The sequence below is a fragment of the Fructilactobacillus sp. X1R3C1 genome (assembly GCF_059901545.1).
In genome coordinates this window covers 104,801-130,188 of record NZ_JBWXUT010000004.1, presented here as the reverse complement: position 1 = coordinate 130,188, position 25,388 = coordinate 104,801, and the positions used below count along the sequence as shown (strand labels likewise).

Genomic DNA, 25,388 nt, shown 5'->3' with positions numbered 1-25,388 from the left:
TTTAGCACCATCAAGTACACAAAGACTATCAAATCAACGTTTTTACATCATCTTTTCTGCAAGTTTTCTGCAGATTTATTCTATCAATAAGGAGAACACCCCCATGCTCACCACCAAAAACAAACGCTTCGACTCCTTCTCACTTGTAGTCGGACTCTACTTTTTATTTGTTGCGTTCCTCCTATTTATCCGACCAATTGGCTCTTTAATTACCATTATGGCACTTGGAACCCTACTTGCCGGAATTTACCGTTACGTCCTGTACTACGAATTGTCCAACTATTTCAATGTGATTAATAAGACCCTAATTGTAACGGGAACGATTGAACTCGTAATCAGTATCATCTTGTTTTTTCATCAGTTACTAAACTTTCACGTGGTCCTGATCTTAATATTTACCTGGATAATCGTGGACTCCCTCACCGAACTTTTAACGGTCAAATTCATCCCTAAGGTTCGGAAGTGGTACCACGCAGTCGTGATTGGCCTCGGGATGTTGGGCATCATCGTTTCAGTTGCCCTCACCATTCTGTCATTTGTCTCCACCTCAGAAATGGTCATCTTATTGGCCTTGTTCTTCGTCGCTGATGGCATCGTCATTGCCGTTCGAGCATTTTAAGGAGTGAACCAATGATCGAAATTATTTTCAGCTCAATCGTGGCTTATTTTTCAACCAATCTGGATTACTTACTCGTCTTAGTCCTCTTGTTAGGAGCATACAGGAATCCCAAGTTAGTCCTAACCGGTGACTTAATTGGAACGGTGGGATTAACCCTACTGCCAATGATAATTGCGCGAATTCTCGGAGCCGTCCCCCAGATGTGGATTCTGGGTCTTCTTGGGATCTTCCCCATTTTATTCGGAATTAAGGAGTTATTTCCACCCAAACCCCACTCTAGTAGTGACATCAGTACCAGTAATGGATCAAAATTCAAAATTGTGATGAAAGTCGTGGCGATTACCATTACCGCGTGTGGTGCTGATAACGTCGCCGTCTTCATACCTATCTTCATTCGCAAAACTAACTTAGAACTACTCCTAGCACTCATCACCATGCTCATCATGGCGGTCATCTTTTTCTTCTGTGCCATCCTCATTGAGGATAACCAGCCCATCAAGAAGCTGTTAGGAAAATACGGCCGTTACCTGTCATCAATCGTGTACATTCTTTTGGGAGTCTCCGTTTTAGTTCAAAACGGAACGATTGCCCATTTCTTTCATTAATTAACAAAAAGGCATCCCACTAGGATGCCTTTTCCTTTTGTTTCATAACTCGTTTCATGAATTGATCCTTCTGGTCAAACACGGTCTCATTCATAAAACCACTTGGACCATGGGGAACGCCGTCAACAATGTGAACCTCAACGTTCTGTTTGCCAATGAACTTGATGAGTTCGGCCGCCATGTTAATCGTCTGAACGTAAGGAACAACTCGGTCACCGGTTCCCGCGTACAGAAGCGCCGGAACCATTGCTTCATTTAGGTACGTCACCGGATTGGCCTCGGCAACTAAATCAGGAACGTCAATCGGTCGGTGAAATCCCAGCATGGCACCCTCAAAAGAGTCGGCGTCACCGGTTTCATAAAAATTGGGCTTTTGACCGAGTGCCTCAAACTCCGGCTTTAAAAGGTCCATTTCGTACAATCCGTACGAAGAAATCACGCCATCAACCTGACTTGAATAGTCAAAATGACTACCAAAATCACTTTCAAGGTGGCCACTGGCTTCAGAAGCTGCCAGTAACATCGCTAATTGAGCCCCTGATGATTCACCCATCATGAAAACTGCGTTACTATCAAAGTGATAACTATCAGCGTGAGCTTTCACGAAGCGCACCACGGCTTTTAATTCGTAGATTGCGGTGGGAAATGGTTTCATGTAACTAAGTGAGTAATTGGGACTGACAACCGCGTAACCGCGCTTTAACAGTTCCAAAGCGCCGTTTAATTTAAAGGAACTCTTCTGTCCGAAGTACATTCCGCCGCCATGCACATCAATGATGACCGGGTAACGGCCGCGCTTTTCATTTGGAAGGTAAACGTCAAGCTTGTGTCGTTCTCCATCCGCATAGGCCACATCGATGAACTTGCGGTCCACGAAGTCAGAATCAGCTGGTGAAAATTTATGTTCACGTTCAATGAATTTAACCATTTTAAGACTCCTTTGAAGTAGTTAATTTTATGATAATTCAAAAGCGAAAGAGCGGCAATTATTCCTACTTAATCGTGATGGTTTCGCCCTGACTCAGGCTAAATTAATTTATTTTACAAAAGTCAGTTTTTTCTATTGCTTTTTTTAAAAAAGAGGCTAAAATCAGGCCACGGTTGTTTAGAAGCACATTCTAAACGATATTTGGAAAAAGGGGTGAGAAACATTGGATAACAAAATTCTAACTGACGATGATTACGCCAAAATGCCATTGTCAGATCTCACTAGCACGTTAGACACGTCAAGCACCAAGGGTCTAAGTACCAGCGAAGCCAAACAAAAGTTACAAAAAAACGGAGCCAACGTCATCAAGAAAGGTAAGCAGGAATCGGTTTTAATCGCCTTCCTTAAAAACTTCACTTCACTAATGGCCATGCTGCTGTGGGTCAGTGGTGTGATTGCCATTCTGGCAGGAACCGTCGACCTTGGAATCGCAATTTGGGCAGTCAACATTATTAATGGTCTCTTCTCATTTTGGGAGGAACATGCAGCCAAAAAGGCCACCGACGCCCTTAGTAATCTACTGCCAACCTACGTCAATGTCATCAGAAACGGGAAATCAGTTCAAATCAACGCTGATGGGATTGTCGCCGGCGACCTACTACAACTACAAGCCGGTAACGCCATCCCAGTTGATGGAGTCGTGGTCCATTCTTCATCACTACAGGTGGACGAATCCGCTCTAACCGGTGAATCACTTCCGGTTGATAAGAACAATAAGTACCAACATGGTGACGGAAAGTTTGCCATCAGTAACGTAGTCTACGCTGGGACCGTTGTCACTAACGGAACGGCGACCGTCTTAGCCGTTAAGACCGGGATGAACACCGAATTTGGTAAGATTGCCAGCCTGACGCAAAACCAGAAGAAGACGGACTCACCACTTACTAAGGAATTGAACCGTTTGACCCGTCAAATTTCCATTATTGCTTTTGCGATTGGAATTACGTTCTTTATCCTGGCAATTTACTTTGTTCATTACCCGCTTGCCAAGTCGTTTATCTTCGCACTGGGAATGATCGTGGCCTTCATACCGGAGGGACTCCTTCCGACCGTCACGTTGTCTCTAGCCCATGGCACCCAGGTCATGGCCAAACGCCACGCCCTTTTAAAAGACTTAGACAGCGTTGAGACCTTGGGTGAAACCAACGTCATCTGTTCTGATAAGACCGGAACGCTGACCCAAAATCAGATGACGGTCAACCACGTTTGGCTTCCAGACAAGGAGTACACCGTTACCGGAACGGGGTATTTCAACAACGGCAAAATCCAGTTCAACGGCAAAAATGTCAATCTCGCTGACGAACCGGATTTGAACCTTTTGTTAAAGATTGCCCTGTTAAATAATGACACGGCCATTAAGTACGACCAGGACAACAAGAAAGCTCCGTCAATTTTAGGAACTCCAACCGAAGCCGGATTGAACATCTTGACCGACAAGGCTGGTTTAAACCGCGATGACTCGGCCAAACAAACTCCGAGGCTGAAAGAACTTCCATTTGACGCCAATCGGCGCCGCATGACCACGATTCAAAAGACGGCGCCAGACGGCAGTAACGTCATTTACACTAAAGGTGCCCTTGATAACATTCTTTCGATTTGTGACAAAATCCTAGTAAACGGTCAGGTGCGCCCCATCACCGCAACTGACAGGCAAAAGATTAACCAAGCTAATGCCGACTACGCTAAACAAGGACTGCGTTCACTCGCTTTTGCTTACCGCGATGACGACACCGATGATCCGAAACAAGCCACGATTGACAACACCGAAAAGAACCTCGCGTTTGTTGGTCTAGCCGTCATGTCCGATCCCCCACGAGAGGAAATCTTTGACGCCGTCAAGAAATGTAATAGTGCCAACATTCGGATCATCATGGTCACCGGTGACAGTTCCTTAACCGCCAAGAGTGTTGCCGTCCAAATCGGCATTACCTCTAACAAGGCGCGGGTCATCACCGGAGAAGAATTAACCAAGATGTCAGACGATCAACTTCAAGAAGCCGTCAAGGGTGAAGTCATCTTTGCCAGGGTGGCTCCGGAAGACAAGTATCGAATCGTCTCCATGTGTCAAAAAAACGGTGACGTGGTTGCCGCTACTGGTGACGGTGTCAACGACGCTCCAGCTCTAAAGAAAGCTAACATCGGCATCGCCATGGGGGTTAACGGAACCGACGTCGCCAAGGATGCCGCCGACATGATTTTAACCGACGACAACTTTGCCTCCATCGTTTCTGCCATTGAAGAAGGTCGAACCGTCTACAGCAACATCCAGAAGTTCCTCCTTTACATCTTGAACAGTAATATGGCCGAAGCCTTTCCATCAATTCTATTCCTAATCTCAAACGGTGCCATTCCACTCCCACTGACGGTTATGGAGATTTTAACCGTTGACCTGGGGACTGATCTCCTGCCAGCTCTGGGACTTGGAACCGAAAAGAGTGAACCGGGAATCATGAAACGGCCACCACGTTCAAGAAGCTCGCACCTGTTAAACAAGGGACTTATTATCAAAGCGTTTGGTTGGTACGGACTATTTGCGTCTATCTTGTCAACTGGCGGTTACTTCTTTGCCAACTACCAACACGGTTGGCCCAAGATTCCGCTAGCTGGCAGTGGCACGTTTTACGCCGAAGCCACTACCATGACGCTAGCTGCCATCGGCTTCTGTCAAATCGCTGCCGTCCTTAACTGTCGAACCGATTCGACTTCCCTATTTAAAATTGGGATCTTTAGTAACCACCGCATCATGTGGGGCATTGCCTTTCAGATTGTCCTAATCACCCTTCTAATCTACGTTCCGTTCCTTCAAGGTGTCTTTGGAACCGCTGCAATTGGTGTCAGTGACTGGATCTATCTGATTGCCATCCCAATTCCACTGGTTCTAATCGATGAGGTCAGAAAGTACTTCGTAAGACGACACATCCATAACAAGTTCAACCAACACATGTCTCACCTACAAAAATTAGAAAAAGCCCTATAAAATTAAAAGAGGATGCTGAACAAATTGTTCAACATCCCCTTTTTGGTATGGGTTTTAAAAATTGAGGTTTTAATAATTTAATGGCAATCAATCGTTACTTCAGAATCTGACAAAATTCAATACGTTCGTGGTTAGGACCATAGACGTTAAAGAATTTAATTCCCTTTGTCCAGTACGCCCCAATGTATTGAATTTGATCATCATCGACGTTCAGTCCCATTTCTTTAGCGGCCTTAAAGGCACTTTCAATGTCAGTGGTATTTAAGGCAAAGTGGTTAATCGCGCCATCAACCGGGTTGGTTGGCTCGCCTTCCCAAATTTCAAGGGTGAGGTTGTCGTACTTCATAAAGGCACAGTGAATGTTACCATTTGGGAAATCGCCAATCTTTTTAAATCCAAGTTTTTCATAGTACTGAATGGTTTTGTTAAGGTCTTTGGTAGGAATTCCTACGTGTTGAAGACCAGTAAAGTAATCACTAATATTCATTTTCTTACTCCCCTTTTTATTATGCGATAATTGGTGGTCATCATTATCAACATCAGTTGCCACCGTTGAATCCTCTATGCCATTAGACGTATCTAACGCTTGGTGCTTGAGGCTTGGAAAGACGACCTTATCGGCAATTCCGGTAATGCCACCCTGGAAAAGAAAGGCAAAAATCGTTCCAATCCCATAGTATTCAATTCGATGTGTGATCAAAATCGCAATTATTCCGATAACAGTCGGTGGGATGTATGAAGCCCACATTGCTTCAGCGGCGTTCCCCTTAAAATACTTGAAACGTAGGATCTGCATTAGATCGTCATTTGGGTGTAAGACCAGGTTGACCCGTTGATAAATCGAAATTCCAATCGCAATAAATGCAACTCCGATAAAGTTGACCAGCACGTAAACGGTGATTAAGCCCAACGAACGGGCCTCCGGTAACTTGATAATCTCGGTCAAAAGATCATAGAACACCTGAACTAACCAGGAAAACGGAATCATGAAAATCATGTTTCCAATGGCTCTGCCCCAGTCCCATTTTCCAAGCAAAAGCGCATTCAAGATGATGATGGCAACTCCGATCAAGACGAAAGTCCAAAAAAGATTCCAATGAATCGCAATACTAAAGTTGGTTTCGGCCGCCGTCCAGTACGCGGACCCCAAAAACTGGGGAACCACCTTGGCACTGGTGACCAACGTCAGAACGTTTCCAAGTGAATTGATGATGATTGAAATAATAAAATAAATAATCGAAGCACTCATCGAAATCGTTCGTGGTGTTTTCTTTGCAGTCATAACAATCACCACATTTTTCTATTTAAGTTCTGGGTTAACTGCGACAATCGACTTCCCCATCTTAGGGGTCGTGTGATTTAGAACTCCTTCAACTTCGTCAAGCTTTAAAATATTATCCTGGAACGGAGTGGTCTTAACGGCACCAGATGCCAGTAAAGCAATCGCATCTTCAAAGGCATGAGGATTAATAATCGATCCCTTAATCGTTAACTGTTTCTTAAAGACGTTGTAAGTATTCATTGAGAAGGTCTGATCAGGTTTACCGACTCCAAACATCAGCACTTGAGCACCTTTGTTGGTGTGCTCAGCAGCTTCTTCTTGAGTCTCAGGACGACCAACGGCTTCAACCACAAAGTCATAATTTTCTTTAATCGGGGTCTTCGTCGTGTTAATCACGTTGTCTAACTTTAATTCAGACTTCAAACGGTCAAGCACTGAGTCGTCTAGAATCCCGGCTAAATCAATTCGTTGAATCCCGTAGTCACGCAGGATCTGAGCAAACAGACGAGCCATGAAACCATCACCAATGATTAAAGCGTGTTGGTAAGGGGTAATGTTCTCGGTAATCTTCATTGCGTGAACCACACAAGAGATTGGTTCAAGTGAACATGCAGCTTGAAGTGAGACTGAATCTGGTAACTTGTAAACCACTTTTTCAGGTGCTGTAAAGTATTGAGCAAGTCCGCCATTACGAGTTACTCCAATGGCTGACAAGTTGTCACAGAGTTCATAACGACCAGTTCGACAATAGAAACACTTGTCACAATAAATATTGGGGTCAACGGCCACCCGATCACCCTTTTTAAATTCTTGGACGTTTTTACCAACGGCGGCAACAATCCCAGAATTTTCGTGACCTAACACGATTGGTGGGGTAGCGTCAGTGGAGCCTGGGAGTCCGTTGAACAGCCCATTATCAGTCCCACAGATTCCGGCATAGGCCGTTTCAACCAAAACTTCATCGTCTTTAGGAGTTGGAGTGTCAATCTGCTCCATCTTCATCTTTTGTTTGGCAGTCATTACTAAAGCATTCATTTTATCGTTCATAATAAATAGCCTCTTTTTATCATGTTAAATTTAGTATTAATTAATAGTAAGTAAAATAAGCGCTTGTTTTTATTTACACATTCAATATATACTCGGAATTTTAATAATGCAACCGCTTACACTATTGGCATGGCAATAAATAACAACTTCACAAGCGCTTCTGAATCAGCAAATATACTAAGATCAATATTTCAAATCATTTTGATTCTCATTTTATTCTGAAATAAATTAATATAAATAATAATTTCACAATAATTGTTTTGATAAAACGAAATAAAAATGAAAATAACACGAATTGTTCGGAAATAAAATCATCCCCAAACCGCTAGTGGCCTGAGGATGACTATCAAATTAAGCTATTTAGATTAATTGCATGATCAAAGTACTGTAGTTCAGACTTATTATGAACGACAGAAATAATGGTACTGCTTGCTATATAATTTCAAATTTCACACTTAAATAAAATATAAATCATAAAAAATACAACTAATCATAAATTAGTTGTATTTTACTGATATTCAGTTCTTATTAAAATTAATGTTTAAAGTGTTCTGATTTGTGGAAACGATGCCAGATGAATCCACCAACTGCACCAACTAAATTAACACAATAATTGCAATAATCCATGGCGTTTTACTACTTTTATTTCTTTTATCATGCTTAGTTGATTTTTTATTTGTATCTTTCTTTTCATGACCAGAATTTTTGACTTTGTTTTTGCTACCAGCATTTTTACCATTATCATCCGTTTTACTAGTAACCGGAGATGAACTAGCATTCTTTTTATCGACTTTCGATTTTCTTGAATCATTTGTGTTACTAGACTTATTTGGATTATTTGAATTATTAATTGCTGCTTTCGATCCATTTTTCATAGGACTGTTATTGCTGGATGAATTCTTAGAACTAGGGGCACTTTGAGCCTCTTTACTAGTTTTTGAACTACTGGAATTAGATGAGTTTGAGCTAGCTGCAGGAGTCTTACTATAATATAAATTAATTACATTATCACCAGAAGTAAAAGTACCATTAATCGGGTCACTACTACCAAAAAACTTATAATTACTAATTTGTGAAGGAGTAATGTGATAAGAAGATCCCGCATTTCCAGTTATAGAAGTAGACGACGAGATTGGTTGATAGCTTTCACTATCAAGATAATTAATTTGTAGCGTAACTGATTGATTATTCACATCATCGGCATGAACACTTTTATTAATTACTTGAGAACCACAAAAAAGATTCCGAGTGAGATAATAATTTTAAATATTTATGTAATAGCATTTCTTAATCTCCTATCTTTCTAATTATTCATCTTAATTATAAACTTATTTCTCTACAATTATCTATAATAATTTAAATTATGACCTTATTAGTAGTACGTAATTAAAATGATATTTTTAATATCCTAAAATCACGCTTTACATGGAGTTAACTCCATAAGATATTATCTAATTAACAAAAATAAAGGAGATAATATTTTATGGATAACAAAAGATTTGAAAATGGCAAAAAATTGTTAGATAAGATCGATGTGTCTTCAGCCGATCAAGTTATGGAGTCATTGAATGAAGTTGCTCCAGATGTTGGATCTTTGATTATCGAATTTGCTTTTAACGATATTTATGGAAGAGGAACCCTAAACTTAAAGCAACGAGAAATGATAACAATTACTTCCCTATTAACCCAAGGAGACACTAAAGAGCAATTAAAAGTTCATATTAATGGGAGTTTAAATGTTGGTCTTACAAAAGACGAAATAATAGAAACGTTTATCCAGTGCATACCATATGTTGGATTTCCTAAAGTGTTGAATGCAATTGAAGTAGCTAAAACTGTATTTAAATCACGTTAATTTATTTAGCCTTTTACTGTTAAAAACAAATTATTATATAGTATAATTCATGCTAATATAAATACAATTTTAGATCTATATCAACAGAATAGGATAATTAATTATGAATATTGGTGAATTTTCTAAAAAAGTAAACCTTTCAATGGATACAATACGGTACTATGAAAAATTGGGATTATTGAATCCGAAAAGATCTAAAAGCAATCGAAGAATGTACCAAGAAAAAGACATAAAATGGATTGAATTCATAAAAAGATTAAAACAAACTGGAATGCCATTAAAAACAATTGTTAAATATTCAATGTTACGAAAAAAGGGTAACAGTTCAATTGATGAAAGAATTTATTTACTAAATGAACATAAAAAACATCTTATTGAAAACAAAAATATCGTAAATAATTACATCAATTTTATAAACAAAAAATTAGAAATATATAAGCAAATGAAAAAAGAAAAGGAAAATTAATCATTTTTATTTAAAAGAGACTCACAATGGCAATCATTGTGAGCCTCCTTTTAGCTAAATTGATAATTAGTATTATATATCTTTTTATTTCTTGCTTATATTTATCGCCCTCACAAGCTCCTTTGCCACCGCTTTCGGTGATTGCGGATTTTGTCCCGTAATTAAGCGTCCGTCTTTTACGACATGGCTTTTAAATGGTCGTACTTTTTCAAAATGAGCGCCGTGTTTGTTGGCAACCTTCTCATTTAAGAACGGCACTCTTTTATAGTTGCCACTTAAAACTTCCTCAGCAGTCGTAAAACCAGTAATTTTTTTATTAGAAATGAGATATTTCCCATTCGGCAGCTTAATGTTAAGGATTCCAGCAATGCCATGACACACCGAACAGATGTATCCACCGTTATTGTAGATTTCCAAACTGATTTTCTGTAACTGCGGGTCATCGGGAAAATCCCACATTACTCCGTGACCACCGGTATAGTAAATCGCCAAATAGTCTTCTGGGTTAATGTCAGTTGGCTTCATAGTGTTAGACAATCCACGATTCTGATAGTCCCGATCTTGATACATTTTTAGAGTATCAGCATCAACATACGACGACTTCATACTTCTTGGATCAATCGGAATGTATGCCCCATTCGGACTAAGATAGTCCACTTCGTATCCAGCCCTTTGAACTTCCGCCACAAACTCAGCTGATTCACCCAACCACAGACCAGTCAGTCGATTACTCTTGGGAAAATTAGTCGTGTTAGTCTCGACCACTAAAATTTTTTTCATCGCATCATCCTCCTATTTATCTTGACTCAGATATGGCACTAAAATCGCCTTCACTCTCTTGGCCAGCTTACCCTTATTAACCTGTTCGTCTGATAAAACCAGCTCTTCGATGATGCCATCAATTCCGTAGCAAATGAAGTCTAGTTCCGTTTGACTGATGTCTTTAGTGACAAACGCCAGTTGTTCCCTGGTGAAATCATTGAATTCCTTTCTGAACTGGTACGAATCCTGACTTTGTAATAGATTACGAAAGAAATTACCATCCTGAGTGAAGAAATTAATCCAAAGTTCAATCTTTTCTTGGACTTTGGTGTCGTCAACATTCTGACAGGTCAACCTCAACTCTCTAAAATACGAATTCATAAAGTCCAGAACCAGCGCCGACTTGTCCGAATAGTGGTCGTAAAAGGCTTTTCTCGTAATGTCGGCTTGATCGCAAATCTTTTTGACCGAAATATGATCTAAACTAGGTTTCTCCTGCAATAGTTCACGAAAGCTATCTTGGATGGCTTTTTGAGTCTTTCGAACTCTTCTGTCAATCTTTTTTTCCATTAATAATCACCTTTTTTTAAGTTCATAGTTGCAAATGCAACAGTTGTATTATAATATACTCGTGTAACTTAATCAACGAAACTTATATCATTTAGGAGGTAACTAATGAAAACAATCTTAATCACAGGAGCTAGCTCCGGAATGGGATATCAAACCGCTAAACGACTGGCAAACTCCGGTTATCAAGTTTTTGGGGCTGCCAGAAACACGGACGCAATGGAACCATTAAAGGCTTTCGGGGTTACATCAATTAACATGGACGTTACCGACCAAGATTCGATGCAAAAAGGTGTTCATCAAGTTATTCAAACTGCCGGCAAGATTGACGTCTTGATCAACGGGGCTGGTTATGGTTCTTTTGGCTCCATCGAAAACGTCAGTACTGAGGAAGCCAAACGCCAATTTGACGTCAACGTCTTTGGATTAGTTGCCCTAACCAAACTGGTTCTACCTTACATGGAAAAACAACACGCGGGCAAAATCATCAATATTTCTTCAATGGCGGGCCGGTTCAGTAGTCCACTCGCCGGCTGGTACTTCGCATCCAAACATGCGCTTGAAACTTTAAGTGATTCACTTCGAATGGAAGTAAGAAGATTTGGCATCCAGGTAGTCTTAATTGAACCGGGTGTCGTTAAAAGTAACTGGTCCAAAATCGCTATGAACAAGCTGGTTAATTCCTCCAAAGGAACCAAGTACGAAGCAGCCGCGAAAGAAATGACCGAGAAAACTAATAAAATTTATGCTTCAAAATTAGCGTCACAACCCACTTTGATTGCCAAAACAATTCAAAAAGTCGTTTTAGCCAGAAATCCCAGACCACGATATCTCATCGGGTTCGGTGCGAAACCAACCGCGTTCTTCAACGCCGTTTTACCAACGAGACTGATGGATCGCCTAATCCCCAAATTTATGTAGGAGGTGCCTAATATGACTAACATTCCCAAACAAATGACTGCGCTGCAACTGCTGAAATACCGAACGCCCTTTGTAAAAGACACCATTCCCGTTCCTCAAATCAATGACAACGAGATCTTAGTGTCAATTGCGGCCTCGTCACTCAACCCAATCGACTATACGATTCAATCTGGTAAAGTAAAAATCATCATGCCTTACAAATTACCGATCACCGTTGGTAATGACTTTTCCGGAACGGTGGTCAAAGTCGGCAAAAAGGTAACTAAATTCCAACTGGGTGACCAGGTGTACGGGCGTCCTGATGATTATCAAAGTGGCACTCTAACCGAATTTATCGCGATTGACGAAAATGACATCGCTAAAACGCCTAGTAACCTAAGTATAGTAGATGCCAGTGCCGTTCCCTTAACCGGATTAACGAGCTATCAGGCTTTAATTGAAATTGGCAAACTGAAAAAGGGCCAAAAAGTCTTCATTCAAGCCGGATCTGGTGGCGTTGGTACCATGGCAATTCAGATTGCCAAAGCGCGGGGTGCCTTCGTTGCGACGACCACGAGTCAAAAGAACGTGGCGTTAATGCGCTCTTTAGGTGCCGATCAAGTGATTGATTATCATATGACGGATTTTTCCGAGGTGTTAAGCGATTACGACATTGCCTTTGACAGTCATGGCGGCAGGACCCTCAAAGATACCTTTAAAATCTTAAAACCAGGTGGCAAGCTAATCACAATCAACGGAATTCCAACCTTTAAATTTGGAATGGAACACCATCTCGGCTGGTTTAAATCAATTTTGTTTGGGATTGCTAGTGGTCCCCTGCGACTTTTAGCTAAAAAACATCACGTTGAATACACCTTCTTCATCATGCATCCCAGTGGACCTCAACTAGACATTTTAACCCAAATGATTGAAGACCAGCAGTTAAGGCCGATTATTGATAAGGTCTTCCCGTTTAGTGACGTGCTAGCGGGATATAAACTACTGGAATCACACCACGCTACTGGCAAGATAGTGATTGAGATGAGGTAAAACTATTTAACAAAAACCGTAAAAATAAAATGAAGTGCCAGATAAAGTTAAAATTCTATGTCTGGCACTTCATTTAATTTATTTAAATACATCAACAATTTCAGGAACAAACCATCCTATAAATCCTCCAAAAACGAACAACAGTCACCAATAATGAGAAATAAAATACCAAAAATTCAAAACCAATTAAGAGGTTCTAAATATATTAAAAAGTTTAATTAACAATAAAAAAAGAAAAACTATGTACTCTTATGTTCTTCGGTGTTACATGTGATACAATGTAATTAAGGAGATGATGTTGATGGAAAAAGTTAAAATCAGAAAACGCGGAAACTCAATTGGTATTAACTTCAATAGTGAGACTCAAAAAGAATATGGATTAGCTTTGGGACAAGAATACTTTCTAACTAAAGATCAACAGGGAGCACTTATGTTGGTCCCAAAAATAAAACAAATTTATGGCGACAAAAAATATGCCAACGGAAAACTTTACCAGTCTCCCATTAATAATAAAAGTCAACTAGAGGGACGTGAAATGATTTGAATAATCAATCGTATTGTCCAAATCAAGGAGACGTTGTTTGGATTGATTTTGATCCCAGTAGAGGAAACGAAATTAAAAAAAGACGTCCTGGCCTAGTAATCAGTACCAAAGCCTTTAATGACGCAACTCGTTTTGTTGTTGTTTGTCCAATTACGAGTACAATTCGGAACTATGCTGGTAATTTTAATTTAAATGGATACAAAACACATGGTCAGGTTATAACTAGTCAACTAGCAAGTTATGATTGGTCTAGTAACAGTGATAGAAATATTAAATTCATTGAAAAATTAACTCAATACGACTTACTAATCATAGAACAACTAGTAGGTCAGATCTTTAATTTCCCTAGCCAGGGATAAAACAAATAGTAATAAAAAACTGATACGCCACAAAAAGCCTCTAACTATCGCATTAGTTAGGGGCTTTGGCATTTATATTGTTAATACTCACAGTTTTATTATCTCAAATCATTCCACGTTTCAAAAACGCTAAAACCAATTTCACTCTTAGTCATGCCGCTTAATTGGTTTGGCCGGATCGCCTACGTAAGTTGAATTGGCAGGAACATTCTTATTGACAACCGAGCCAGCACCGATAATGGCATTCTCACCAATGGTAACACCTGGAAGAACAATGACACCAGTTCCAAGCCAAGCATTTTTGTGAATGTGAATGGCACCAGTAGTAATCAAATTCCGGTGGTCTGGTCGCGTATCGTGGTTAAGCGTAATCAGTGAAACTCGTGGTCCAATCAAAACGTTTTCGTCGAGATAAATTCCACCAGCATCGTCAAACAGACAATCAGTGTTGATTAAGACTCCTGATTTTAAGAAAATGTTGCGACCAAAATCAGTCTGAAGTGGTGGAAAGACAATCACGTTTTCCGGTACTTCTCTGCCAGTAATCTTAGCCAAGATTTCCTGTTGCTTAACTGGATCTGGTTCACTGTTAAACTGTTTCAATAATTCAGCATTTTTAAAATGAATATCAAAGATTGGTTTAAACGACGGGTCACGAAAGTCAAACGTTCCACCGTTTAAGGCGGCCTTTAAAAGATCATCTTCTTTTGACATAGATATCTACCTCGATTTTTGTTTTTTAGAGTTATAAAGGCTCCTGTGACAATTGTATCATCATTATAATGAGAAACAGAAAATCACATAAATGCCTACCTATAATATCTAATAGCACTTTTTCTAATTTCGATACCATGCAGTTTTAGGCCAATTGTGATGTCGTTTCTTTTGACTCTCCATGATGAGCAATCTTTGACCCCATGTCCATGTTCATTAAGTCCTTGCTAAAAATATTAATTGGATTTGAATTAATATTAAATAACTTATATGTATTTCACCTCAACATTACTTGAGTTCATATCCCTCATTGACGATGCACTCACAGAATTAATATTACTAAAAACAACCAAAAGCACCGAGAAAATTGAAATTACAACAAACAAAATTAACTTATCCGTTTTCATAGGTGTTATGTTACATAAATAACATTTCGTGATAAAATATTATCACGAAAAACAATAAATTAAGGGGACTACAAAATGAAAGCTAAAACAATTCTTATATCAACATCACTCATTATCATTTTATCGATTGGTTTTCTTGCTTTTGACCTTTTATTTGCTGACCATGCAGCAGTAAGCATTCAAATGAGAGCAATAACTTTATCAAATACTAAAATTAAAAAGTTTAGCAAGAATTTAGCCACTTATAACTACATAAAACGCCATAAATATGAGACATTAAAAAATTTATCAGATGATCAAGGGTCAGGAAACTTAGATTATTACGTAGGATCGTTAGGGCAAAAAAACATTGGTGTTTACGGAAGACTCAATTATTCAGGTATTAGGATTTTATTCCCACAATTTCAAGTGAAATACATAGAGCTAGAATAATCAAACTGAATAGATAATATTAACAATATTGGTTTTAAAATGAAAAAAATAAAATCAAAAACGTGGTAATTCAATTGACATTAGCTTCGATAGTAAGACAAAAAAGAGCCCACCAGCTTTAGCTGGTAAGCTCAATCATCAGTTCACCACAAACTGGTGACTTGTTTATCTCTTACTGTTTTAATTATATCTAATATTATTATTTAGTCAATAATATACTAATTAAGGCGAGTATTTACACCACAATACTAACTATACTCGTCGGTGATTTGATGTATCTCTTACTATCAGTCATTATTCCAGTAATAATTAATTTATTAACTCATTTGATTGAAAAATTAATTGCCTTTTTACTTAACTATTTTTCTGGAACTAAAGACTAGAGAAAAGCTCCTTTCACTTTAGGAAGGAGCTTTTTTACTTAGTAGGAAAACTACATAAAATTATTTTCTTTCATGTTATTCTAGCGATTAATCGCATCACAATCAATTCGTTCCTTATGCTCGCTTAGGTCCAGTCCCTTCTCCTCTTCTTCTGGAGTGACTCGCATTTTCGTAACGTGCTTTAGCACTAACACAATCAAGAAAACCATGATGGTCACAAACACGATACTGAAACCAGTTGCCAGCAGCTGAATCCAAAACTGATGGAGTGAACCACCAGCAAAGATGCCACTAAACTTCACCTGCGGATTAATTGCCTTACTAGCGAACAGTCCAGTCAAAAGACTACCAACAATTCCAGATACCCCATGACAACCGAACGCATCTAACGTATCGTCGACGTGCAAGCGGGGCTTTAAGTATTTAATGAAAGTGTAACTACATAAGGTGGCAATGACGCCAATCGCAATCGCACTGCCAATCCCAACGAACCCACAGGCTGGAGTGATGGCAACCAGGCCACACAAAGTTCCAGTACATGCGCCCATCAGGGATGGTGCGCCCAAGATGAAAACGTCCAAAATAATCCATGTCAACATCGAGGTTGCCGTAGCAATCGTGGTCGTCAGCATTGCCTGAAACGCGATGTGATTAATGGCGAGTGCCGACCCACAGTTAAAACCGTACCAACCAAGCCACAAGATGACCGTTCCCAAAAAGACCCAGGTCAGGTTATAGGCTTTATCGTTCTTACCCCGTTTGTGTCGTCCGAGCATGTTGGCCAACACCAGGGCGGTAATTCCCGCGTTAATGTGAATGACCGTTCCACCAGCAAAGTCCAAGACGCCCATCTGTTGTAAAAAACCCCCACCCCATACGATGTGAACGAGTGGATAGTAAATCAAGATACACCAGGCAATCGTGAACATAATCAAGAACTTAAACTTCATCCGGCCAACGATTCCACCAATCCAAAGGGCTGGCGTGATAATGGCAAACATCATCTGAAACAGCATGTATGAACCGTTCGAGATGGGACCGGCAGTTGCTGGGGCGGTAAAGTTGAAATTATGTAACATGAAATCATGCAGCCCACCGATAACGTTGAAGTAGTTCCCAGAAAATGAGAGCGAGTAGCCAATGATGACCCACAAAAGAACGGGAATGCTGCACATGATGAAGACTGACATCAGGGTGTTCACCACGTTTTTTCTTGAAACCATCCCGGCGTAGAAAAACGCCAGTCCCGGTGTCATGAAGAACACCAAAATCGTACAGATAAATACAAAAACCTCGTTTGCTGCCATGTAAGTCACGCCCGTTCATCAATTTAGTATACTAATAGTCTAGGCTTTAATTTTCATTTGAACAGGTTTAATGTCTCAAAACGTTACATGGAAGACGGAAAAGTTTCATCAAGTCGACTTTCTTGACGTTTACGCCATATGAGAGGTTACCATTTAACTGTATTAAGAAGGGAGTTGTTATGATGTCTGTTAAAGATAAAGTTGTTGTCATCACCGGTGGCTCTTCTGGAATGGGAGAAGCTACCGCTAAGTTGGCCCTTACACGAGGTGCCAAAGTGGTCGTTGGATCACGAAATGAAGAAAAATTAGAACGAATGGCCGATGAAGTTGACCATCCCGAAAACTTTGCCTACCAACAAACTGACGTTACGAAAAAAGACGAGGTGCAGTCCTTAGTCGATTTAGCCATCAAAAAGTTTGGCAAGCTCGACGTAATTTATAACAACGCTGGGATCATGCCGCAGGGAATGGTTGACAATCCAGCTAAATTAAGCGAATGGCAGGATATTTTAAACACCAACATTATGGGAGTATTAAACGGGATTGTGGCCGCCGTTCCCCAAATGAAGAAACAGGGTCACGGTTTAATCATGGCTACCGACTCGGTCGCAGGTCACGTCGTTTACCCTGGTTCAGCCGTCTACAACGGTTCGAAGTACGCCGTTAAAGCCATCATGGAAGGTCTGCGTCAGGAACAACACCAAAACGGCATCAAGACCGGGATTGTCTCACCCGGAGCCGTTGATACCAACCTGATGTCAACTGTTCACGACGATACCATTCAAAAGAGTATTGAACAAAATAACAACACCAAGTATGGCTGGTTAGAACCTGACGACATCGCAGAGATTGCGGTCTTCATGATGAGTCAACCAGAAAACGTCGACATTAACGAGGTTTTGGTTCGCCCGACCGACCAAGACGTTTAATAAAACCTTGATTTAACTCCTACTCAACGAGTGGGAGTTTTTTTGTCACAGAATCTTAATCAATTTTGGAACCCATTTACTTGAATCAGGACTAAATTTAGCGTTAAATGATCCCGTATCGGAAGTCATAAGTTGGAAGAGGGGTTTTATTATGACAATCGAAAATAAAGTTGTAGTTATCACCGGTGGTAGTTCTGGGATGGGAGCTGCCACCGCCAAGTTAGCTTTGTCTCGGGGTGCCAAAGTGGTCGTCGGTGCTAGAAATGAGGAACAACTTGAAGAGCTTTCTACCGAAGTTGATAATCCAAAAAACTTTTCTTACAAAATTACGGATGTTACTAAAAAAGAAGACGTTCAGGAACTGACCGGCATGGCAATCGACAAGTATGGTCAACTAGACGTCATGTATAATAACGCTGGCATCATGCCACAGGGTCCTATCGACGACCCAGATCGTTTAACCGATTGGAAGAAAACCATTGACATCAATATCATGGGCGTCTTGAACGGGATTGTGGCCGCGGTCCCACAAATGAAACAACAGGGTCAAGGTTTAATCATGGCCACCGATTCCGTTGCTGGACACGTGGTTTACCCTAACTCCGCCGTTTATAACGGTTCCAAGTACGCCGTCAAAGCCATCATGGAGGGGCTCCGTCAGGAACAACACCAAAATGGAATTCGGACCGGGATCGTCTCACCCGGCTTTGTTGACACGAACCTGATGGACACCATCAACGATGACAAGATTAAAAAACAGATTGAAGCTGGCAAACATGGTTGGTTAAATCCCGAAAACATCGCAGAAATCGCGGTCTTCATGATGAGTCAACCAGAAAACGTTGATATTAACGAAGTCTTGGTTCGTCCAACCGACCAGGATGTGTAAGTGAATATACCAAATAAGCCCTTACTCAAATCGAGTAAGGGCTTATTTTTTTGAAAAACTAGTCATTCTAATTTCATTAAACTATTGTTCAGTCAAACATAATTAATCCTTATCAACAATCAATAACGATTTAATGGCTTCTCGTTTATCCATGGCGGTATAAGCATCCTTGACGTGGTCTAAATCAAATTCCTTGGTAAAGACTTTTCCGGGATTAATCTTGCCATCAAGAACCGCCTTCAACAATACATCACGGTCGTAAGTGGTAACGGGCGCAATGCCGCCACGCAAACCGGTGTTGTTGTAAAAAAGTTTGTTGGTATTCATGTCAGCCTTTTGGGGAATTCCCACCCGGCCAACGACAGCGCCTGGTCTAGCAACCTTAGTTGCCGTATCAACCGACTGTTCGGTTCCAACACATTCAAGGATGGCATCAGCGCCAGCTCCGTCAGTTAGTTCCATCACGTGCTTCACCGCTTCATCCCCACGTTCTGGGACGATGTCAGTGGCGCCAAACTCCTTGGCTAACTTTTGGCGATCCTCGTGACGACTCATGGCAATGATTCGTTTTGCGCCACGCAACTTGGCCGCAATTACACCACAAAGGCCGACGGCACCGTCACCCATGACGACAACGGTGTCACCGTCCTTCACTTCGGCGCTGGCAGCAGCGTGATAACCCGTTGCCATGACGTCAGAAAGGGTAACTAATGACTTCAACATCTCGTCTGAATAGTCCGATGGTTGACCCGGAATCTTGACGAGTCCCCAGTTGGCGTTGATGTATCTGAAGTACTGGGCTTGATAACCAATGTTGGCACCCTTTTCTTGGTTCATACAGTTACCGTCAAAACCCGCCAAACAAGCAGCACAGTGACCACAACCATGGGTAAATGGTGCAATCACAAAGTCACCGGGTTGAACGTCCTTGACGTCGGACCCAACTGAATCGACAATCCCGATGGCTTCGTGACCAACAAAGGTATCGCGTTTTCGTTCGTCAATGCCACGATACCACCAGAGGTCGGATCCACAAACACTGGCCCTTACCACCTTGATAATGGCATCGGTTGGTTTTTCAATCTTAGGTTTGGGCGTGTCAACAAGTTCAACATCGCCCGGTTTGATAAATTCCGTTGCTTTCATTTCAATTCCTCACATTCATTTAACTAAGCTTTTCGATTAATTCCTAAACTTTCCCTTAAATCCAGCTGGTCATCTTGAAGCAGGCGTGTCGCTAGGTCAGCAATACTGGCAACGGCTACCCGATTACCGCTAACATCTTGACCTTTATACGTAATTTCGTATTCACTACTGCCGTTATCAAACCATCCCGGTCGAATTAACGTGTAATCTAAATCAGAACTTTCAATCACATCGGCCGCCTCACGATACGGTGCCAGTCGCGGATTATTTTTCAGGTTTCCACTTGCCGAAATTTCTTCAGGGACCTCATTATAGATGCCCATTGACGTAATGAAGACCAGGCGTTTGACGTTTTCATCATCCATGGCGGCCACAACGTTCCTGGCCATTTCCGGTAAATTGCCACTAAGTGCCACAAACACTTCGTCTTGACCATGCACTACTTTTTCAAGGTCGGATAAGTCATTTACGTCGCCACTTACGGCTCGTTCACGATCATCATCACTAAACTTTTGACCTGCACTTCTTGAAAAGAGTGTCAAAAAATCATCGGTCTTTTCCAACAGGTTCTTTCTGACCTCTTGACAGACGTTTCCGGTCGCTCCAATAATTAAAATTTTCTTCATAAATTATGCCTTTCGCATTCTCATTACTTAACGAAATTTTGAATGGTCTTTGGATCACGGTGGTCAAAGAATTGGCTTTCACCCTTGTCCAACTTGGCGATCTCCTTCATATCATCGTCACTTAATTCAAAGTCGAAGATATTGATGTTTTCTTCCATCCGATTCTTATGAGTTGATTTAGCCAGGGTCACGATTCCACGTTGAAATTCCCAACGTAAGATGACCTGACCAACACTCTTTTTGTACTTAGCACCAATTGCTTTCAGGGTTTCGTTATTAAAGATAGCGTGTTTGCCCTCCGCAAATGGAGCCCATGCTTCTGGACGAACGTCAAATGATTCCAGATAGTCGACGGCGGGCTTTTGTTGTTCCCAAGGATTAATCTCAATCTGATTAACGGCGGGTTTAACGTCGTTAAATAGTGCCAAATTGGTAATCTGATCATCGTAGAAGTTGGAAACCCCAATGGACTTAATTTTGCCCGCTTTTTGAAGTTCTTCAAGGGCCCGCCATGAGCCAAAGGTGTCGCCGTAAGGTTGATGAATTAGGTATAAATCAAGGTAGTCAAGCCCCAATTTTTTGAGGCTGGTTTCAAACATGTTCATGGTTTTGTCGTAACCACTGTCAGTAAACCAAACTTTAGAGGTGACAAATAAATCCTCGCGTTTTACGCCAGACTTCTTTAAACCCCGACCCACGGCTTCTTCGTTTCGGTAGTATTGAGCCGTATCGATTAAACGATAACCCGATGCGATGGCGTCAATGACCGATTGTTCGGCCTCTTCTGGGTTGGTGATTTGAAAGGTCCCAAAACCAGTTGCGGGCATTTGGTTGCCGTCATTTAATGTAAAGTATTCCATGATAACTCTCCTTATTTGTTATTTATTAACTACCCCATAATTTACACCTTTACTTGGACTTGAATGCAAGTAAAGCGTTTTGTAGGAAAGAAAAAACAACCAAAGATTGGTTGTCTTAAACCGATTCATCTTCAAATTTTGCCATCCAGTACACGTCATGGTAACTTCCGTTAACGTAAAACTGGTCTTTGAGCGTTCCTTCAATCTTAAACCCAAACTTTTCGTAAATATGAACGGCGGGCTTGTTTTGCACGTCAACGTATAAGAAAAGTTTGTGGAGGTTTAACGTCTCAAATCCATAGTTCACACAGGCATCAAACGCCGCCTGGGCAATGCCGTTGCCAACGAATTCGTCACCAAGCGCAATCTCAATCTCAGCGTTTCGATCGCGTGGATTGATGTCAATCAACGCCACGATTCCCGCAAATTTCCCTTTAACGTCAATCGCAAAATTGCGAACGGCCGGATCGTTATTCTCACGTTCGTATCTTTCGTTAAGGGACGACATAGAAAGATACGGTTCGGTGAACCAGTAGTCCATGGCTCGTTTATCATTAAACAGTTCATGGAGTTTGGGTAAATCAGTTTTCTCTAAAGCACGTAATTTCATTAATTATTCCTCGGTTGTCTTTTAATTAGTGCCTAAATCTTATCAATCTTTCGCCACTTTGACAATTTATGAAGAAGAAACAGAACTAAAACAAATGAACCCATAAAGTCGACTTTTGATCCGACTCTATGAGTTCATCCCGTTTCTAATTATTAATATTGATTATCATTTTGCTTTATCAGGGTGCCCCTGTAAGTAGATGGTGTGGGTATTTAAGAATTCATCAATTCCATGTTTACCATCGTCGCCACCAATTCCAGATTCTTTCCAACCAGAATGTGAACCATTAATGGCTTCGAAGTTGTAACGGTTAATGTAGGTTTCACCGTCTTCGAGTTCATTTGCGGCACGATGAGCGTTATCCAGATTCTCGGTAAAGATTGATGAAGTAAGCCCAAAGTCACTATCGTTAGCCATCTTGATGGCATCACTTAAGGTCTTGAAGGTCACAATTGGGAGAACTGGTCCAAAGATTTCATCTTGAATAATCTCAGAATCCTGTTTGACGTTCGTGATGACCGTTGGTTCGTAGTAAAAGCCACCTTCGATGTTCAACTTGTGACCACCAGCGGTAACCTTGCCGCCAGCTTCAACGGCTCGGTCAACCATCTTTGAAACTTTATCCAAAGCTCCTTGGTTAATCAGTGGACCCATCCCAACGTTTTCGTCCTTCATCGGATCGCCAACCGTAATTTCTGACATTTTCTTCGATAATTTCTTGATAAATTCGTCGGCCACGTCTTCTTGGACGTATACTCGTTCACAGTTATTACAGATCTGACCGTTATTATCAACTCGGGAATCAATGATGGATTGAACCGCCAAGTCAATATCAGCGTCTTTACATACAATGGCGGGAGCTTTTCCACCAAGTTCAAGTGACACTTTGGCCAAATGGGTAGCGGCACTAGTCATGACTCGTTTCCCCGATTCAACCGAACCAGTCAGACTGATGATGCCGACTTTCTTATTCTTTGACAACTCATCACCAACAACCGAACCGGGTCCCGTAACAATGTTGACAACGCCCTTAGGAATGCCAACTTTTTCAACGATCTTAGCGAATTCAAGCGCTAAATTAGGGGTGTCAGAACTTGGTTTCATCACAATGGTATTCCCGGTGACTAGTGCTGGACCCATCTTTCTGGCAATTAAGAAGAACGGGAAGTTCCATGGTAAGATGCCAGCCGCAACGCCAATTGGTTGCTTTTCAATCATGATACTTTCGTCTTCGTTATCAGATTGAAGGATTTCTCCCTCATAGGTTCGACTGGCACTTCCCATGTAGTCAAAGTAATCGGCTGAGAATAGGATCTCAGTGGTGGCAAGTGACTTAATCTTGCCCTGTTCTTCTTGAAGCATGTAAATCAAATGGTCTTTTTGTTTACGAACTTCGTTTGCGACCGCGTGCAAATACTGACCACGAGTGGCAGCTGGAACCTTCTTCCATGATTCTTCGGCTTTAGCTGCGGCATCGATGGCTTGTTTAGTCTCTTCCTTACTAGCACTAGGAACGGTTGAGATTGCCTGTCCCGTCGCTGGATTGAGCACCGTTAATACTTTTCCTGAATCTGAATCTTTAAATTCTCCGTTAATGTACATTTGGTAATGTTTTAATTCAGCCATAATATGATGCTTCCTTTCAATAACATTTAATTTCAACAATCATGTTAAAGTGATTTAATCAACCTTATTTTCCGGGTTGGTAGTCCTTATCAATTACTAGTACCGGTTTAATCGTCTTTCCGCTAATGGAATCAGCATTGGCTTCGTTGATTTCATCAAATGGATAGAACTTCTCGGTCTTATCAAAGTCGAACATGCCTAATTGGTAAAAACGAATTAAACGGGGAACGTCGACTTGCGGAATCGAATCACCCATGTTAACACCGACAACCTTGCGATCACTGGTACAAAGGTCGTTCCAAGTATCCAAGTTAATGTGCTGGTCGGTTACGGCAATCGTAGCCGTTGTTCCACCTTGAGCCAAGGCTTGAATCGAACTTTCCATGACCTGTTTAACGCCAGTCGTATCAACGGCATAGTCGACTCCGTGCCCATTAGTTAATTTCTTGATGGCTTCAACGGGATCCTCGTCCTTACTGTTGATAGCATCAGTGGCGCCAAGTTCTTTAGCCAACTTCAAACGGGATGGAACGATGTCAACGGCAATCACACTGGTACATCCGGAAATGCGACCAGCCATCATGGCCGCCAAACCAACGGCTCCAGTTCCAAAGACCGCAATCGTTGAGCCCGGCTCGGGCTTTAAAGTATTAAAGACCGTTCCGCTACCAGTCACATAGCCACAACCTAATGGTCCTAACTTTCTCAAATCGAGGTCCTTTGAGACCTTAACGGCGTTTCGTTCACGAACCACCGTGGTCGTGGTAAACGATGATTGGTCAAACATGTCGGCAACATCGTGTCCATTTTCGGTAAAGTGCGCACTGCCGTCGGGACGAACCCCCGATAGGTTATTGGCCGCATAGTTTAAACATTGAGTGGGAATTCCCCTTAAACAGTTAATGCAGTTTCCACAACCATAAAATGACAGAACGACGTGATCGCCGGGCTTAAAGTCTTTTACTTCCGAACCAACCTTTTCGACAATCCCAGAACCTTCATGACCCAGAATAATCGGATAACCAATCTCAGCCGTGCCCTTTCTTAAAGCTTCATCTGAGTGACAAATTCCGGTCGCAACCATGTGAACTTGTAAATCATCTGGTTGCATTTTGGCTAATTCGACATCATCTTTGATTTCGAACTTGCCATTTTTCTTGTTAACGACCGCTGCTTCAATCTTCATAAGTAAACCCTCCCATAATGTAAAATTGTTAATTATTGAGCAATTATGATCAAAGAAAAAGCTGATTTCATTAATCAACAATTGATTTTTTAAACTCTTTTCTATTAAACAGGATTGGAATTTTCGAAATGATTGGTTTGATCTGTAACCGCTTACAGATTGTTATACTCGTCTTCTAAAAAAATTCAAGTTATAACACATCAAAATCATAATTATCTAAGAAATTGTTCTTTCAACCCCTTGTGTTTCTAG

At 41.0% G+C, this 25,388-nt stretch carries 27 protein-coding genes and 1 pseudogene; 12 read left to right on the top strand and 16 right to left on the bottom strand.

Annotated features, from left to right (window positions below):
• Positions 1-103: 103 nt before the first annotated feature.
• Entirely contained in the window at positions 104-619 is a 516-nt protein-coding gene (locus tag AC6UD8_RS05550) for a hypothetical protein (RefSeq protein ID WP_500699742.1), read from the top strand.
• 11 nt (positions 620-630) lie between these two features.
• Entirely contained in the window at positions 631-1,224 is a 594-nt protein-coding gene (locus tag AC6UD8_RS05545; protein WP_500699741.1) for a cadmium resistance transporter, read from the top strand.
• Positions 1,225-1,243: 19 nt separating this feature from the next.
• Here the strand turns inward: AC6UD8_RS05545 and AC6UD8_RS05540 are convergent, their stop codons facing one another.
• Positions 1,244-2,152, bottom strand: a complete 909-nt coding sequence (locus AC6UD8_RS05540) for an alpha/beta hydrolase fold domain-containing protein (RefSeq protein ID WP_500699740.1) — start codon at positions 2,150-2,152, stop codon at positions 1,244-1,246.
• Positions 2,153-2,414: 262 nt separating this feature from the next.
• Here AC6UD8_RS05540 and AC6UD8_RS05535 point away from each other — a divergent pair, with 262 nt between their 5' ends.
• Complete coding sequence (locus tag AC6UD8_RS05535) at positions 2,415-5,189, top strand: cation-translocating P-type ATPase (RefSeq protein ID WP_500699767.1); 2,775 nt, start codon at positions 2,415-2,417, stop codon at positions 5,187-5,189.
• 94 nt (positions 5,190-5,283) lie between these two features.
• Here the strand turns inward: AC6UD8_RS05535 and AC6UD8_RS05530 are convergent, their stop codons facing one another.
• The 4 genes and pseudogenes from AC6UD8_RS05530 to AC6UD8_RS05515 all read right to left on the bottom strand — a co-directional run bounded on the left by AC6UD8_RS05530 (position 5,284) and on the right by AC6UD8_RS05515 (position 8,711).
• The gene (locus tag AC6UD8_RS05530; protein WP_500696009.1) at positions 5,284-5,676 is read right to left on the bottom strand and encodes a VOC family protein; all 393 of its coding nucleotides are present in this window, start codon (positions 5,674-5,676) and stop codon (positions 5,284-5,286) included.
• Positions 5,677-5,748: 72 nt separating this feature from the next.
• Positions 5,749-6,471, bottom strand: a pseudogene (locus AC6UD8_RS05525) (DUF6198 family protein); the annotation flags it as partial.
• Positions 6,472-6,489: 18 nt separating this feature from the next.
• Complete coding sequence (locus AC6UD8_RS05520) at positions 6,490-7,506, bottom strand: zinc-dependent alcohol dehydrogenase family protein (RefSeq protein WP_500696010.1); 1,017 nt, start codon at positions 7,504-7,506, stop codon at positions 6,490-6,492.
• A gap of 608 nt (positions 7,507-8,114) precedes the next feature.
• Positions 8,115-8,711, bottom strand: coding sequence for a MucBP domain-containing protein (locus AC6UD8_RS05515; protein WP_500699739.1), 597 nt, complete (start codon positions 8,709-8,711; stop codon positions 8,115-8,117).
• Between the two features lie 290 nt (positions 8,712-9,001).
• Between AC6UD8_RS05515 and AC6UD8_RS05510 the strand changes: the two genes are divergently transcribed.
• A complete protein-coding gene (locus AC6UD8_RS05510) occupies positions 9,002-9,373 on the top strand; it encodes a carboxymuconolactone decarboxylase family protein (protein ID WP_500699738.1) in 372 nt (123 codons plus the stop codon).
• Between the two features lie 103 nt (positions 9,374-9,476).
• Positions 9,477-9,839: a MerR family transcriptional regulator gene (locus tag AC6UD8_RS05505; RefSeq protein WP_500699737.1), complete on the top strand. Its 363-nt coding sequence runs from the start codon at positions 9,477-9,479 to the stop codon at positions 9,837-9,839.
• 84 nt (positions 9,840-9,923) lie between these two features.
• Here AC6UD8_RS05505 and AC6UD8_RS05500 read toward each other — a convergent pair whose 3' ends face one another.
• Together AC6UD8_RS05500 and AC6UD8_RS05495 are read right to left on the bottom strand one after the other, a co-directional pair.
• A complete protein-coding gene (locus AC6UD8_RS05500) occupies positions 9,924-10,619 on the bottom strand; it encodes a type 1 glutamine amidotransferase domain-containing protein (protein WP_500694243.1) in 696 nt (231 codons plus the stop codon).
• Positions 10,620-10,631: 12 nt separating this feature from the next.
• Entirely contained in the window at positions 10,632-11,171 is a 540-nt protein-coding gene (locus AC6UD8_RS05495; RefSeq protein WP_500699736.1) for a TetR/AcrR family transcriptional regulator, read from the bottom strand.
• A gap of 105 nt (positions 11,172-11,276) precedes the next feature.
• Here AC6UD8_RS05495 and AC6UD8_RS05490 point away from each other — a divergent pair, with 105 nt between their 5' ends.
• The 4 genes from AC6UD8_RS05490 to AC6UD8_RS05475 all read left to right on the top strand — a co-directional run bounded on the left by AC6UD8_RS05490 (position 11,277) and on the right by AC6UD8_RS05475 (position 14,021).
• Positions 11,277-12,089 (top strand): oxidoreductase, encoded by an 813-nt coding sequence (locus tag AC6UD8_RS05490; RefSeq protein WP_500699735.1) that lies wholly within the window; start codon positions 11,277-11,279, stop codon positions 12,087-12,089.
• Positions 12,090-12,101: 12 nt separating this feature from the next.
• Positions 12,102-13,118 carry an NADP-dependent oxidoreductase gene (locus tag AC6UD8_RS05485; protein WP_500699734.1) on the top strand — a complete coding sequence of 339 codons (1,017 nt, stop codon included), beginning with the start codon at positions 12,102-12,104 and terminating at the stop codon, positions 13,116-13,118.
• A 301-nt stretch (positions 13,119-13,419) separates the two neighbouring features.
• A complete protein-coding gene (locus AC6UD8_RS05480; protein WP_500694239.1) occupies positions 13,420-13,662 on the top strand; it encodes a hypothetical protein in 243 nt (80 codons plus the stop codon).
• Positions 13,659-14,021, top strand: a complete 363-nt coding sequence (locus AC6UD8_RS05475) for a type II toxin-antitoxin system PemK/MazF family toxin (protein WP_500699733.1) — start codon at positions 13,659-13,661, stop codon at positions 14,019-14,021. The genes AC6UD8_RS05480 and AC6UD8_RS05475 overlap by 4 nt, the downstream gene beginning before the upstream one ends.
• A gap of 147 nt (positions 14,022-14,168) precedes the next feature.
• Here the strand turns inward: AC6UD8_RS05475 and AC6UD8_RS05470 are convergent, their stop codons facing one another.
• Positions 14,169-14,735: an LbetaH domain-containing protein gene (locus AC6UD8_RS05470; RefSeq protein WP_500699732.1), complete on the bottom strand. Its 567-nt coding sequence runs from the start codon at positions 14,733-14,735 to the stop codon at positions 14,169-14,171.
• A 482-nt stretch (positions 14,736-15,217) separates the two neighbouring features.
• Here AC6UD8_RS05470 and AC6UD8_RS05465 point away from each other — a divergent pair, with 482 nt between their 5' ends.
• Positions 15,218-15,574: a hypothetical protein gene (locus AC6UD8_RS05465; protein ID WP_500699731.1), complete on the top strand. Its 357-nt coding sequence runs from the start codon at positions 15,218-15,220 to the stop codon at positions 15,572-15,574.
• Between the two features lie 463 nt (positions 15,575-16,037).
• On the opposite strand, the gene AC6UD8_RS05460 is transcribed toward AC6UD8_RS05465, so the two are convergent.
• Positions 16,038-17,264, bottom strand: a complete 1,227-nt coding sequence (locus tag AC6UD8_RS05460; protein WP_500699730.1) for an ammonium transporter — start codon at positions 17,262-17,264, stop codon at positions 16,038-16,040.
• Between the two features lie 182 nt (positions 17,265-17,446).
• Here AC6UD8_RS05460 and AC6UD8_RS05455 point away from each other — a divergent pair, with 182 nt between their 5' ends.
• Complete coding sequence (locus AC6UD8_RS05455) at positions 17,447-18,193, top strand: SDR family oxidoreductase (RefSeq protein ID WP_500699766.1); 747 nt, start codon at positions 17,447-17,449, stop codon at positions 18,191-18,193.
• Between the two features lie 45 nt (positions 18,194-18,238).
• On the opposite strand, the gene AC6UD8_RS05450 is transcribed toward AC6UD8_RS05455, so the two are convergent.
• Entirely contained in the window at positions 18,239-18,322 is an 84-nt protein-coding gene (locus AC6UD8_RS05450) for an LCI fold-containing protein (protein WP_500699765.1), read from the bottom strand.
• Between the two features lie 22 nt (positions 18,323-18,344).
• Between AC6UD8_RS05450 and AC6UD8_RS05445 the strand changes: the two genes are divergently transcribed.
• Positions 18,345-19,082, top strand: a complete 738-nt coding sequence (locus AC6UD8_RS05445) for an SDR family oxidoreductase (protein WP_500699729.1) — start codon at positions 18,345-18,347, stop codon at positions 19,080-19,082.
• Positions 19,083-19,184: 102 nt separating this feature from the next.
• Here the strand turns inward: AC6UD8_RS05445 and AC6UD8_RS05440 are convergent, their stop codons facing one another.
• The 6 genes from AC6UD8_RS05440 to AC6UD8_RS05415 form a co-directional block, all read right to left on the bottom strand.
• Positions 19,185-20,228: a zinc-dependent alcohol dehydrogenase family protein gene (locus AC6UD8_RS05440; protein WP_500696230.1), complete on the bottom strand. Its 1,044-nt coding sequence runs from the start codon at positions 20,226-20,228 to the stop codon at positions 19,185-19,187.
• Positions 20,229-20,251: 23 nt separating this feature from the next.
• Positions 20,252-20,854 (bottom strand): NAD(P)H-binding protein, encoded by a 603-nt coding sequence (locus tag AC6UD8_RS05435; protein ID WP_500699728.1) that lies wholly within the window; start codon positions 20,852-20,854, stop codon positions 20,252-20,254.
• 23 nt (positions 20,855-20,877) lie between these two features.
• A complete protein-coding gene (locus AC6UD8_RS05430) occupies positions 20,878-21,714 on the bottom strand; it encodes an aldo/keto reductase (protein ID WP_500699727.1) in 837 nt (278 codons plus the stop codon).
• 115 nt (positions 21,715-21,829) lie between these two features.
• A complete protein-coding gene (locus AC6UD8_RS05425; protein ID WP_500699726.1) occupies positions 21,830-22,324 on the bottom strand; it encodes a GNAT family N-acetyltransferase in 495 nt (164 codons plus the stop codon).
• A 165-nt stretch (positions 22,325-22,489) separates the two neighbouring features.
• Entirely contained in the window at positions 22,490-23,950 is a 1,461-nt protein-coding gene (gene aldA, locus AC6UD8_RS05420; protein ID WP_500696236.1) for an aldehyde dehydrogenase, read from the bottom strand.
• Between the two features lie 64 nt (positions 23,951-24,014).
• Complete coding sequence (locus AC6UD8_RS05415) at positions 24,015-25,136, bottom strand: NAD(P)-dependent alcohol dehydrogenase (protein WP_500694228.1); 1,122 nt, start codon at positions 25,134-25,136, stop codon at positions 24,015-24,017.
• Between the last annotated feature and the right edge of the window lie 252 nt (positions 25,137-25,388).

Bases quoted from the DNA above. Each gene is read 5' to 3' on its own strand.
- AC6UD8_RS05495 (WP_500699736.1), bottom strand. From the start codon at position 11,171: ATGGAAAAAAAGATTGACAGAAGAGTTCGAAAGACTCAAAAAGCCATC.
- AC6UD8_RS05550 (WP_500699742.1), top strand. From the start codon at position 104: ATGCTCACCACCAAAAACAAACGCTTCGACTCCTTCTCACTTGTAGTC.
- AC6UD8_RS05480 (WP_500694239.1), top strand. From the start codon at position 13,420: ATGGAAAAAGTTAAAATCAGAAAACGCGGAAACTCAATTGGTATTAAC.
- AC6UD8_RS05545 (WP_500699741.1), top strand. From the start codon at position 631: ATGATCGAAATTATTTTCAGCTCAATCGTGGCTTATTTTTCAACCAAT.
- AC6UD8_RS05445 (WP_500699729.1), top strand. From the start codon at position 18,345: ATGACAATCGAAAATAAAGTTGTAGTTATCACCGGTGGTAGTTCTGGG.
- AC6UD8_RS05540 (WP_500699740.1), bottom strand. From the start codon at position 2,152: ATGGTTAAATTCATTGAACGTGAACATAAATTTTCACCAGCTGATTCT.
- AC6UD8_RS05415 (WP_500694228.1), bottom strand. From the start codon at position 25,136: ATGAAGATTGAAGCAGCGGTCGTTAACAAGAAAAATGGCAAGTTCGAA.
- AC6UD8_RS05490 (WP_500699735.1), top strand. From the start codon at position 11,277: ATGAAAACAATCTTAATCACAGGAGCTAGCTCCGGAATGGGATATCAA.
- AC6UD8_RS05500 (WP_500694243.1), bottom strand. From the start codon at position 10,619: ATGAAAAAAATTTTAGTGGTCGAGACTAACACGACTAATTTTCCCAAG.
- AC6UD8_RS05510 (WP_500699738.1), top strand. From the start codon at position 9,002: ATGGATAACAAAAGATTTGAAAATGGCAAAAAATTGTTAGATAAGATC.
- AC6UD8_RS05430 (WP_500699727.1), bottom strand. From the start codon at position 21,714: ATGGAATACTTTACATTAAATGACGGCAACCAAATGCCCGCAACTGGT.
- AC6UD8_RS05535 (WP_500699767.1), top strand. From the start codon at position 2,415: ATGCCATTGTCAGATCTCACTAGCACGTTAGACACGTCAAGCACCAAG.
- aldA (WP_500696236.1), bottom strand. From the start codon at position 23,950: ATGGCTGAATTAAAACATTACCAAATGTACATTAACGGAGAATTTAAA.
- AC6UD8_RS05470 (WP_500699732.1), bottom strand. From the start codon at position 14,735: ATGTCAAAAGAAGATGATCTTTTAAAGGCCGCCTTAAACGGTGGAACG.
- AC6UD8_RS05450 (WP_500699765.1), bottom strand. From the start codon at position 18,322: ATGACTTCCGATACGGGATCATTTAACGCTAAATTTAGTCCTGATTCA.
- AC6UD8_RS05460 (WP_500699730.1), bottom strand. From the start codon at position 17,264: ATGGCAGCAAACGAGGTTTTTGTATTTATCTGTACGATTTTGGTGTTC.
- AC6UD8_RS05465 (WP_500699731.1), top strand. From the start codon at position 15,218: ATGAAAGCTAAAACAATTCTTATATCAACATCACTCATTATCATTTTA.
- AC6UD8_RS05425 (WP_500699726.1), bottom strand. From the start codon at position 22,324: ATGAAATTACGTGCTTTAGAGAAAACTGATTTACCCAAACTCCATGAA.
- AC6UD8_RS05505 (WP_500699737.1), top strand. From the start codon at position 9,477: ATGAATATTGGTGAATTTTCTAAAAAAGTAAACCTTTCAATGGATACA.
- AC6UD8_RS05485 (WP_500699734.1), top strand. From the start codon at position 12,102: ATGACTAACATTCCCAAACAAATGACTGCGCTGCAACTGCTGAAATAC.
- AC6UD8_RS05530 (WP_500696009.1), bottom strand. From the start codon at position 5,676: ATGAATATTAGTGATTACTTTACTGGTCTTCAACACGTAGGAATTCCT.
- AC6UD8_RS05455 (WP_500699766.1), top strand. From the start codon at position 17,447: ATGTCTGTTAAAGATAAAGTTGTTGTCATCACCGGTGGCTCTTCTGGA.
- AC6UD8_RS05520 (WP_500696010.1), bottom strand. From the start codon at position 7,506: ATGAATGCTTTAGTAATGACTGCCAAACAAAAGATGAAGATGGAGCAG.
- AC6UD8_RS05440 (WP_500696230.1), bottom strand. From the start codon at position 20,228: ATGAAAGCAACGGAATTTATCAAACCGGGCGATGTTGAACTTGTTGAC.
- AC6UD8_RS05435 (WP_500699728.1), bottom strand. From the start codon at position 20,854: ATGAAGAAAATTTTAATTATTGGAGCGACCGGAAACGTCTGTCAAGAG.